Raw genomic sequence first — 6,795 nt, forward strand, 5'->3', positions numbered from 1 at the left:
AGGCGTTGAGTTCTACGAGGTGCCTAGGCGCGGTCCTGACCAACGTATCGCCAGCCCATCGAGGGCCGCATGACACGAGCACTCATTCTCCTCCGTCGCCGCCTCGTCGGCAGCATATTCGTGCTGCTGATCGTCGTCATCGGCACCTTCCTGCTGCTCGAAGCAGCCCCCGGCGACGCGATCGATGCCTATATCGTCTCGACCGGCGGCGACGCCGGCATGATCGAGCTGCTGCGCCATCGCTGGGGCCTCGATCAGTCGGAGTTGACGCGGCTCGCCAACTATCTCTGGGCGTTGCTGCATCTTGACCTCGGTCAATCGGTGACCTTCTCCAGGCCGATCCGCGATGTCATTCTCGAGCGCCTCCCCAACACGCTGTTGTTGATGGGCAGCGCCACCGCGCTCTCCTTCGGGCTCGGCTCGGCGCTCGGCATCTACGCCGGCGCCAAGCCAGGCAGTTTCCGCGACCGGTTCCTGTCGATCGGATCGCTGGCGCTCTATGCCGTGCCCGGTTTCTGGCTTGGCCTGGTGCTGATCGTCGTCTTTGCCGTCGACCTGCGCTGGCTACCGATCGGCGGCATCGAAACCCTGGCCTCGGACAAGATCGGCTTAGACCGCGCCGCCGACATCGCCACCCATTTGGTGCTGCCGGTGGCGGCACTTGGCTTCATCTACCTGGCCCTCTATCTGCGCATGATGCGCGCCGGCATGGCCGAGGTCTGGCGCCAGGATTTTGTGCTGGCCGCCCGCGCCAAGGGATTGTCCCGCCGCCGCATCGTGCTCGCCCATGTCGCTCGCAACGCGCTGCTGCCGCTGGTCACCATGCTCGGCCTGCAATCGGCCCAGATGCTCGGTGGCAGCGTCGTCATCGAGAGCGTCTTTTCCGTACCCGGCCTTGGCCGGCTGGCGCAGGAAGCGGTGGCCGCGCGCGATACTCCCTTGCTGCTCGGCATCATTCTCGCGAGTGCCGTGCTGGTCATCGTCATCAACTTTCTCGTCGACATCGCCTATGCCTTTCTGGATCCGCGCGTCGGCGCCGGCGAGGCCGGTGCATGAGCCCGCTCCGCCGCCTCCTGCGCACGCCTGAGGCGGTTGCCGGCGCGATCATCCTCGCGGCGCTGATTGCGATGGCGCTTTCGGCGTCGCTGCTTTTCCCTGGCGACCCGCAAGCGATTGCCGGGTCAGCGCTGCTGCCGCCGTTTCAGGATTGGTCGCTGCCGCTCGGCACTGACCGGCTCGGCCGCAATGTGCTGGCGGAACTCTTCCATGGTGCCCGCACCTCACTTGCCGTTGGGCTCGCGGCAGCGGCGGCAGCACTCGCCATCGGCGCGGTGATCGGCACACTGGCCGGTTTTGCCGGCGGCCTCGCCGACGAGGTGCTGATGCGTATCACCGACGCCTTCCAGACCGTACCGGGCTTCCTGCTGGCGCTGGCTTTCGTGAGCGTCGTCGGACCGTCGCTCGGCATAGTGGTGATCGCCATCGCGCTCGGGACCTGGCCGGGCCCGGCTCGCATAGCGCGCGCGGAAATCCTTTCCATTCGCGAACGCGATTATGTCGCCAGCGCCCGCGCCATCGGCATGCATCCGCTGGAGATCGCCTTTCGTGAGGTGTTGCCCAATGCCTTGCCGCCGGTGCTTGCCATGTCGTCGGTGATCGTCGCCGCCGCGATCCTCACCGAGGCGGCCTTATCCTTCCTCGGCCTGGGTGACCCCAACCGCGTCACCTGGGGTGGCATGATATCAGAAGGCCGCGCCGTGCTGCGCACCGCGCCCTTCCTGTCGATCATCCCTGGACTAGCGCTGGTGCTGACCGTACTCGGCGTCTATCTCGCCGGCGAAGGCATCGCCGAGACCACGGCCGTGAGAAGAGGCCTGTCGTGACTGCGTTCGCTTCGATCCGCGACCTGACGGTGACCTATCGCCGCGACAGCGGCGAGGTGGCGGCACTGAAGACCATCAGCCTCGACATCATGGCTGGCGAGCGGCTCGCCGTCATCGGCGAAAGCGGCTCGGGCAAGAGCACGCTGGCGCTGGCGATTGCGGGATTGTTGCCCGCGAGCGCCAGGATTGACGGTCGTATCGATTGGTTTTTGCGACCGTCGTCGACGTTGGGTGCCAAGGCACCCCCTCTGTCCGGCAGGACAGAGGGGGGCGTGACGGAGCTCCAGCCTTTCAAATCCGAGATCGGCAAAATCCCCCTCGGCGGCCGCGACATCGGCTTCATCTTCCAGGACCCCTCCGCCAGCCTCGATCCCGTCATGACCGTCGGCAAACAGATCGCCGAAGTCGCCCGCGCCCACCTCGATCTCACATGGCCGCAGGCCTATGCCAAAGCCAAAACCTTGTTCGAACGCGTCCGCTTGCCGGATCCGGACTCCGCCTTGCGGGCCTTCCCGCATCAGCTCTCCGGCGGCCAGAAGCAGCGCGTGGCGATTGCGGCCGCGATTGCGGCCGGGCCGAAATTGCTGATTGCGGACGAGGCGACCAGCGCTCTCGACACCATCGTGCAAGCCGAGATTGTCGCCTTGATCAGGCGGCTGGTGGCCGAGGATGGCATGACGCTGCTGTTCGTCAGCCACGACATCGCGCTTGCCGCCGAACTCGCCGATCGCATCGCCGTCTTCCGCCATGGTGAGCTGGTCGAGCTTGGCACGACGGCGCAGATTGTCAGTGTACCAACCCAGGCGTACACGCGCGCGCTGCTCGACGCCCATATCGGTCTAGACGCCGAGCCGCTGCTGAACCGACCCAGGCTCGACGCATGAGCCTGCTGGCAATTTCCAACCTCAGCAGAAGTTATCGTCGCGGCGGCAAGACCATCGTCGCCGTGGACGATGTCTCCTTTCACATCGAGCCCGGTGAAACGCTGGCACTGGCGGGGCCCTCGGGTAGCGGCAAGTCGACGATCGCGCGGCTGGTGCTGCGATTGATCGAACCGGATGCCGGTCGCATCGAATTCGAAGGAAGTAATTTCCTGGCTTTGGAGGGTTCCGCGCTGCGAGCACCCCGGACCCGCCTGCAAATGGTGTTCCAGGATCCGCTTGCCGCCTTCAATCCACGCGCCACCGTGGCACGCGTGCTCGACGATCCCTTGCGCATCCATGGCATCGCCTCGCGGAGCGAGCGCCCCCGCAGCATCGCCGCGTTGCTCGAACGCGTCGGGCTGCCGGCGGATCTCACCGCGCGTGCCATCCATGAAATCTCCGGCGGCCAGCGACAGCGCGTCGCCATTGCCCGCGCTATCGCGACAAAACCGTCATTGATCGTGCTCGACGAGGCGGTGTCGGCGCTCGACGTTTCGGTGCGCGGACAGATCCTCGAACTCCTGCTCGACTTGCAACGCCAGGAACGGATCGCCTATCTCTTCATTTCACACGATCTCGGCGTCGTCAGGGCGATTGCCCACCGCATCGTCCTTCTCGACGGCGGGCGGATCGCCGAGAGCGGCGATGCCCGAGCCGTCATCGATGCGCCGCAATCGGCCATAGGCAAGGCGCTGTTGGCCGCCGCACCGAGATTACACAGAACCAGCCCACAGGACACATGATGACCGATCCCGAAGCCAGAGCCGAAAAGCTGTCGCGTGAACTCGACTCGGCATTTCGCAACCGCGCCGACCTTTATCGCCTGTTCCTTGACGAGCTCACCGGAGAACTGGGCGCCGAAAGGGCTGAGGCGATCATGATCCGCGCCATCGAACAGCGCGGCAAGGAGGTGGCCGCGGCCGCCTTCGCCGGCTTCGGCGCCAATGATGCACGCGCGATCGGCGAGGCTTTCCTGGAGGTCAGCCCAGACGGCGGCCGCATGTACCCGACCGATGTCGAACGCAGCGATCATGGCATCGCCTTCAAGGTGAAGCGCTGTCCGCTGAAGGATGCCTGGATCGAGGCCGGTGTCGGCGACGACAAGCTCGCCACGCTCTGCCGCATTGCCGGCGCCTTCGATCGTGGGCTGTTCGAGGCGACCGGCGTGCGTTTCGACAATGTCACCTGGACGCCGGGCCATGGCTCCGGCTGCTGCCATATCGCCCTGACCAATCGGGATACAGTCTAGAAATTACGCGCCGACCATCAGCTGATGACACGGAATGCCGGCTGACAAGCGTCGCCACCGCGCCGGCCGGGCTCGACCGAGCCTCGGCCGCCACCAGCGGTGTGATCAATAGCCGACGGTGAACCGCTGCCTGACATGGGCCGGCTTCTCGATTTCATCGACCATGACGATGGCGTAGTCCTCGAAGGAAATGCTGCTGCCCTTATCCGAGGCGAGAAGTGTGTCCTTGCCGATGCGGAATTTGCCGGTGCGCTCGCCTGGGATGAACAGGGCGGACGGCGACAGGAAGGTCCAGTCCAGATCGCCGACGGTCTTCAACCTGTCCAGGAAATCGGCGCCCTTCTGCGCCTCGGCCTTGTAGATCGCCGGGAATTCGGGCGTATCGACCAGCCGCTTACCGGGCGCGACTTCGAGGCTGCCCGCGCCGCCGACGACGAGGTAACGCTTTACCCCGGACGCGCGCACGGCGGCGATCAGCGTGTCGGCGTCGCTGTCCAGGAAATGCACCGCGCTGATCACCGCATCATGGCCCCGGATAAGATTGGCGAGACCTTCGAGGTCGAAGACATCGCCTTTCCGGGCCGTCACGCCCGGCAGCGCCGCGATTTTTTCGGGGTTACGGGCGATGCCGGTGACCATGTGGCCGCGATCGGAGAGTTCCTTGAGAAGGCGCGAACCGACAGCACCCGATGCGCCGATGAGAGCGACTTTTGCCATTTTCCGTTTCCTTGTTGGAGGTCTGTGGTGTTTGAGATCAAGCCGCCGTTATATGGGCGACGAGATTGTCGAAGCTGCCGAACAGCGCGTTCGAGCCGATAAGCTGGGGCGCATCGTTGCGGATGACCGCCAGAGACGGCACGCCATCGGCATGCAGGCGCTGGAACAGCGCGCGGCCACGACCGACCAGTTCGCGGTGAGCTGCCAGCAATCCCTCGGTCCGCGCCCCCAGCATTGCAGCGGCGTCCGCCATTCCGGCGGCAGCAAGCACATCCGCGACGCCTTCAATGGTCACGACATCGCGGCCGTCGACATAGCGCGCACGCTGGATCGCCTTTAACGCGGCAAGCCGGCGGCTAGAATCTTCAAGGCCGGCGGCGCTGATGCCGAGCGTGGCTGCGTTGGAATCAAGCAAGGTGCCGCGGACATTGAGCACGTGGTGCTGATAGGCCTGCGTGAACTGTTGCCCGGTCAGGCGCTCGATACGCTGGTCGTTCGCCCAGGCGTGGGCAGCAAAACTCTCATCCATCGGGCGCGCGCCGGAACCGGAGAACAGGCCGGTCGGCAGCAGGTCGACGTGTACGCCGCTGGCCGAAAGCCTGTCCAGCATCGGCGTGGCGCCATAGCACCAGCCGCAGAGCGGATCGAAAAGATAAGTCACTTCCGAATTGGCCATCGTCGTTGCCGTTCCGCGCCGCGAAATAGTCGCTTGGTTCGAGATAGTGGGCTGGCTGTATTGCGTTGACGTATCTATGGCAGATGGTGCTCTTGTGAAAAATAGCGCCCAATAATACAAACTGTCTGATTACATCAGACAAAGCCAGCCATGACCGACCTTCTGAACCTCAATCGGCTCGTTTACTTCACCACGGTGATGGAAACCGGCTCATTCACCGCAGCCGCCGATCGGCTTGGCGTCGCCAAAGCTGTGGTCAGCCACCAGGTCGGCAAACTCGAGGAAGAATTGGGCGCAACGCTCATGCGGCGCACGACGCGGCGCGTCACCTCGACCGAAGAGGGTCGTCTCTTCTACGACCGCTCGATGATCATCCTGCGCGAAGCGGAGGCAGCTTACGGCGAAATCTCGCATAGTGCGGTCGAACCAAGCGGAATGCTGAGGCTGACCGCCCCGCTCGATTACGGCACCAAGATAGTGGCCCCCGTCATGGCAGCCTATCTGAAGACCTATCCGCACATGCGCGTCGAGGCGATCTTCGACGACGCGGTGAGTAATCTGGTCGGCGAGCAGATCGATCTTGGCATTCGCGTCGGCTGGCTCACCGATTCTTCCAACCAGGCGCGGCGCCTGGGCACGATACGACAGACGGTCGTCGCTAGCCCCGCCTTCGCGGCAAGCCTGCCGCCCGATGTCGGTCCGCGCCAGGCAAGATCGTTGGCATGGGTCGGCAACGCCCAGCTTCGCGGCATCAGCCAATGGCTGTTTTCCAGGGATGGCGAAAAGGTGCTGACCGAACTCAATCCGGTCATCATGTGCGACAAGAGCCCCGCGGCCTATGCCTGCGTGCTGGCCGGCATCGGACTGGGTATATTTCCCGACTACAGCGTCAGCGACGATATCGCCGAGGGGCGGCTCGTGCCGGTGTTTGCCGGCTGGGCTTTGCCGACTGGAGGCATCCATGCCGTGTTTCCACCAGCCCGGTTCCGGCCCGCCAAGGTGCGTGCCTTTGTAGACCTGCTCGCGGCTGCCGAGAAAAGACGATCGCGCCGCCTCGAAACGCAATGACGCCGCCGCGCGACGCTGAAGCGTTCCCAGGAACTTACGTTTGCGCGCAGGTCTGTTTTCCTGAGCCTCGACGCCGCCATTGCCGACGCGCCAGGCAGCGCATTTATTGCGCCTTTGCCGACGCCTGCGTGTTTTCTCGGACGTGTTGGGTTGCGCTTACTTTTGTGCTGGGATTTGCTTGGTGGGTCTGGGGTTAGCTTGGAATCGAAACAGCCCGCGGGCGAGAGCCGGGCGGGCTGTTTGATTTGGTTGCGGGGACAGGATTTGAACCTGTGACCT

8 protein-coding genes are annotated in these 6,795 nt (G+C 64.4%); 6 read left to right on the top strand and 2 right to left on the bottom strand.

The annotated features are described in order from the left end of the window. Positions 1–69: 69 nt before the first annotated feature. The 5 genes from NKI49_RS22620 to NKI49_RS22640 are packed head-to-tail and all read left to right on the top strand — an operon-like array spanning position 70 to position 4,055. Positions 70–1,056 (top strand): ABC transporter permease, encoded by a 987-nt coding sequence (locus tag NKI49_RS22620; RefSeq protein ID WP_352604284.1) that lies wholly within the window; start codon positions 70–72, stop codon positions 1,054–1,056. Further along, positions 1,053–1,883 carry an ABC transporter permease gene (locus NKI49_RS22625; RefSeq protein WP_352604286.1) on the top strand — a complete coding sequence of 277 codons (831 nt, stop codon included), beginning with the start codon at positions 1,053–1,055 and terminating at the stop codon, positions 1,881–1,883. Before NKI49_RS22620 ends, NKI49_RS22625 begins: the two co-directional genes overlap by 4 nt. Beyond that, positions 1,880–2,767, top strand: a complete 888-nt coding sequence (locus tag NKI49_RS22630; RefSeq protein ID WP_352604288.1) for an ABC transporter ATP-binding protein — start codon at positions 1,880–1,882, stop codon at positions 2,765–2,767. The genes NKI49_RS22625 and NKI49_RS22630 overlap by 4 nt, the downstream gene beginning before the upstream one ends. Continuing rightward, the gene (locus tag NKI49_RS22635; RefSeq protein ID WP_352604290.1) at positions 2,764–3,549 is read left to right on the top strand and encodes an ABC transporter ATP-binding protein; all 786 of its coding nucleotides are present in this window, start codon (positions 2,764–2,766) and stop codon (positions 3,547–3,549) included. Before NKI49_RS22630 ends, NKI49_RS22635 begins: the two co-directional genes overlap by 4 nt. Then, the gene (locus NKI49_RS22640) at positions 3,549–4,055 is read left to right on the top strand and encodes an L-2-amino-thiazoline-4-carboxylic acid hydrolase (protein WP_352604292.1); all 507 of its coding nucleotides are present in this window, start codon (positions 3,549–3,551) and stop codon (positions 4,053–4,055) included. The genes NKI49_RS22635 and NKI49_RS22640 overlap by 1 nt, the downstream gene beginning before the upstream one ends. A 105-nt stretch (positions 4,056–4,160) precedes the next feature. Here the strand turns inward: NKI49_RS22640 and NKI49_RS22645 are convergent, their stop codons facing one another. Then, positions 4,161–4,772, bottom strand: a complete 612-nt coding sequence (locus tag NKI49_RS22645; protein ID WP_352604294.1) for an NAD(P)-dependent oxidoreductase — start codon at positions 4,770–4,772, stop codon at positions 4,161–4,163. 37 nt (positions 4,773–4,809) lie between these two features. Beyond that, positions 4,810–5,448, bottom strand: coding sequence for a DsbA family protein (locus tag NKI49_RS22650; protein ID WP_352604296.1), 639 nt, complete (start codon positions 5,446–5,448; stop codon positions 4,810–4,812). Between the two features lie 150 nt (positions 5,449–5,598). Here NKI49_RS22650 and NKI49_RS22655 point away from each other — a divergent pair, with 150 nt between their 5' ends. Further along, positions 5,599–6,516 (top strand): LysR family transcriptional regulator, encoded by a 918-nt coding sequence (locus tag NKI49_RS22655; RefSeq protein WP_352604298.1) that lies wholly within the window; start codon positions 5,599–5,601, stop codon positions 6,514–6,516. Positions 6,517–6,795: the final 279 nt, after the last annotated feature.

This window comes from Mesorhizobium sp. M0587 (assembly GCF_040320945.1).
In the GTDB taxonomy this organism is placed as follows: domain Bacteria; phylum Pseudomonadota; class Alphaproteobacteria; order Rhizobiales; family Rhizobiaceae; genus Mesorhizobium.